Source organism: Microbispora sp. CL1-1 (genome assembly GCF_012034195.1).
Lineage (GTDB): Bacteria > Actinomycetota > Actinomycetes > Streptosporangiales > Streptosporangiaceae > Microbispora.
The window spans coordinates 1-290 of sequence record NZ_JAATEK010000239.1 but is presented as its reverse complement, the minus strand read 5'-3'; the positions used below and the strand labels follow the sequence as shown (position 1 = coordinate 290).

1 protein-coding gene is annotated in these 290 nt (G+C 66.6%); it reads right to left on the bottom strand.

Annotated features, from left to right (window positions below):
- Positions 1 to 290: extracellular solute-binding protein (locus HCK04_RS40755; protein WP_142652812.1), on the bottom strand; the 290-nt coding region annotated here is incomplete at both ends.

The following is a 290-nucleotide window of genomic DNA, read 5'->3' as shown; positions in this document are numbered from 1 at the left end:
GCGTGGTCGTGGTGGTCAGCGAGTTGTCCGTGCTGGTCAGACAGCTCACGAGCTTCTGGGAGGTCGCGTAGCGGGCGGCGTCCTTCTGGACCGGAATGGTGACGAACTCACCGCCGGTCGGAGCGGGCGCGGTGCCGCCGTCCTTGGCGGGGATGGGGATGATGCCGTAGTCGAAGCCGGTCTTCTTGGCGTTGGCGAGCTGCCAGGTGCCGTTCTCGCCGAAGGCGAAGTCGCCGGTCGCGAACTCCTGCCAGCTTGTGGTCTGCGTGTTGTTGATGACCGAGGTGGGG